We start from the raw sequence: 2,927 nt of genomic DNA, 5'->3' as shown, positions 1-2,927 counted from the left end.
CGCGCCGATTGCGGATTTCGATCCCCGGCTGATCCTCGACCGCCACACCTCCCGGCTTCCCTATGACGGTCGCGCGATCCCGCAGACGCTGCTTGGCGAGATGCAGGCCGAAGCCCTTCGAACCGGCCATCGCTTCGAGGCGCGCAACGACGCCGAGGCGATCGACTGGGTGATCGAGCTCAATCGCCAGGCGCTTTTCCACGACATGGAGAACGTGCCCATCCGCAAGGAGCTGGTGCGGTGGCTGCGTTTCGGCACGCGCGAGGAAGACATCACCGGCGACGGCCTTTCGGCGCGCTGCCTCGGCTTCTCGGCGTTTCTGCTCAAAAGCTTCTTCACCAGGCCTGGCTTCTGGACCCTGCCCGGCATCAAGAGCCTCGTGGGTCTCATCTACGGCCGCAGCATGAAGGGCGTCGGCACCATCGGGTGGCTGCGCGGTCCTTACGTCACCATGGAGGACTGGTTTCGTGCCGGCACGACCATGTTCCGGCTGTGGCTCATCGTTACTCGCCATGGCTATTACTGGCAGCCTTATGGCTCGGTCATCACCTCAGACGAGGCGCGCACCAACATGATCGGCTATTTCAGGATGCCGGACGAAAAAGGAGGCGCCGACATGGTCTGGCTGCTGCTCCGGCTGGGCAAGAGCCAGCCGCCGCCGCTGAGCTACCGGCTCCCCTACGAGGACATCATCCTATGCGGCTGATCAAGCGGGCGGTACGGCCCTTCTTCCTTGCGCTTGTCGCGCTGGTCAACGTCGTCGAGCGGGCATTCGCGTCTTCGCGGCATGCTTACAAGATATTGCTCATTCCCGGCTTCGAGCGGCTGCGCTGGGGCATCGGCGCGTGGCGCGCCTGGGCGAATTTCTATCATGCCTACAGGCGGGTTCCGGCCTATCGAGACTATATCGACCGGCTCGGCGGCAAGCCCGAGATCATGCTCGATCATGTGACGAAGCCCGACCTCAGTTCGATTCCGGAGATGGACAAGGAATCCTACGTCAAGAAATATCCGCAGGAGGAACGTCTGCTGGATGGCAAGCTGCCGTCGATGGGCGTGATGGTCGACGAGTCCTCCGGCAGCAGTGGCATGCCGACCAGCTGGGTGCGCGGCAAGACCGAGCGGATGATCACCAAGCAGATGATGCAGATGACGTTCCTGCGCATCACCGGCGAGGACGAGACCCTGTTCATCCTCAATGCGTTCGCGCTCGGCGCGTGGGCGACAGGCATGAATGTGGCGATCTCGCTGACCGACACGACAATCCTGAAATCGACGGGGCCGAACCTCGATAAGATCGTCAACACCATAAACGAGTTCGGGCCGCGCTTCCGCTATGTTGTGATGGGCTATCCGCCGTTCCTGAAGACGCTGGTCGACGACCCGCGTTTGGACTGGTCGAAATATACCATCGATGCGGCCTTCGGCGGCGAAGGCGTCTCGGAGAGCCTCCGTGGCTATCTCTTGAAGAAATTCCGGCGTGTGATCGGCAGCTACGGCGCCTCCGATCTTGAGGTCAACCTGGCGCTCGAAAGCGAACTCACCATCAACCTGCGCCGCGCGCTGCTCGGCGACGAGCGGCTGCGCAAGGCCATCGTGCGGACGGAATACGGCGTCACGCCGATGATCTTCCAGTACAATCCGCTGGCCTACTACCTGGAGGAGAACGCCAGTGGCGAATTGGTGGCAACCATTTCTCGGCCTTACAACATCTCGCCCAAGATCCGCTATAACATCCACGATCGCGGCCACGCGCTGCGCTTCAGCGAGTTGAAGCGCATCCTGCGCGAAGCCGGGCATGGCAACATTTTGAAGAACAGCGGCCGTATCCTCGACCTGCCGCTTTTGTTCATCTACGGCCGCTCCGATATGTCGATCGAGTATTACGGAGCCAAGGTCACGCCGGACAGCCTGCGAGAGATCCTGTTCGGCCTCGACGTGCTGGCGCCGGTACTGTCGACCTTTCGCCTCATTTCCTACGAAGACGCCGCGCACAACAAGCGCATGGAGGTGGCGGTCGAACTGGTGGAGGGCGCGACGCTGCCGTTTCCCGCCGAGATGTTGCAGGAGACGGTGTTCGAGAAGCTGGCCGCCATGAACGGCGATTTTCTCAACGCCTGGAAGCGGACGGCCACTGCCGACAACATGCCCGAGCTCAGGGTGTTCGCCTTCAACACCGGACCGTTCGAAGGCGGCCAACGCAGGCTCAAGAACGAGTACGTCGCCTCGAACATCAAATACGACAAGCTTTGAGAGCCTGGCAGTCGTCGCCGGGCAGCTGTCTCGGCTGCCGGGTTCGTCGAAGCCGCACAGCGGTTTCATCGGCAAAGGACAAAACAGACGTTGCGAGCCGCGCGATGATTTCAAGGTCCGAGCCGCGCCGGCGTCAGCAGTAAAGCGGCCTCGTCAGGCAGTGCACACCGCCGGTGGCCTTGGCGATCTCGGTGCCCTTGACTCGCTCGATGGTCACGCCTGCCGCCTGCTCCAGCGTTGCCTTGAGTTCTGCCGGCATGTCGAACGCGAGGTAGCGGCGGTTGCCCAGCGGCAGGAGGTTGCAGCGTTCATGGGCGATGGCGTCGGCCTTGTCGCAGCGCACGATCGAGCAACCGAGCGCTTCGGCATAGGCGAGCGGATTGACGGGGTTGAGCCGCCGGTTCTCATCGATCAGGAAGCCGGCGCCGAACATGCCCGCGGCGGCCAGGATCACCTTGTTGGGCAGCACGGTGAAGCCGGTGTCGAGATGCAGCAACGCCGGATCGTGCGAGAGGCCGATGATGTAGTCGACATGGTCGGGGATGAGATCGAGCGCAAGTTTGATGGCTGCCGCCTTGGTCGTCCTGACGCCGAAGCCGACGAGCAGCACGCGGCGCCCGTCGAACGTCACCGGAAGGACGTCGCCGCCTTCAAGATATTCGTCGTTCTCCAGA

Annotated in this window: 3 protein-coding genes; 2 read left to right on the top strand and 1 reads right to left on the bottom strand. The window is 62.4% G+C overall.

Going from position 1 to position 2,927, the window contains the following annotated elements:
• Together EOA60_RS37805 and EOA60_RS26690 are read left to right on the top strand one after the other, a co-directional pair.
• A partial coding sequence (locus tag EOA60_RS37805) for a hypothetical protein (protein WP_206628257.1) occupies positions 1-706 on the top strand: 706 nt, incomplete at its 5' end.
• On the top strand, positions 697-2,253 hold the full coding sequence (locus EOA60_RS26690) for a CoF synthetase (RefSeq protein WP_095824532.1): 1,557 nt from the start codon (positions 697-699) through the stop codon (positions 2,251-2,253). The genes EOA60_RS37805 and EOA60_RS26690, both read left to right, overlap by 10 nt.
• Positions 2,254-2,386: 133 nt before the next feature.
• Here EOA60_RS26690 and EOA60_RS26685 read toward each other — a convergent pair.
• Positions 2,387-2,927, bottom strand: a 541-nt coding sequence (locus EOA60_RS26685) for an arginine deiminase family protein (protein WP_164899551.1), incomplete at its 5' end; no start/stop codon positions are given.

Source organism: Mesorhizobium sp. M1A.F.Ca.IN.020.06.1.1 (genome assembly GCF_004023265.1).
GTDB lineage: Bacteria > Pseudomonadota > Alphaproteobacteria > Rhizobiales > Rhizobiaceae > Mesorhizobium.
Note: the sequence above shows the minus strand (reverse complement) of the source record. Positions and strands in the feature narration are given on the sequence as shown.

Bases quoted from the DNA above. Each gene is read 5' to 3' on its own strand.
- EOA60_RS26690 (WP_095824532.1), top strand. From the start codon at position 697: ATGCGGCTGATCAAGCGGGCGGTACGGCCCTTCTTCCTTGCGCTTGTC.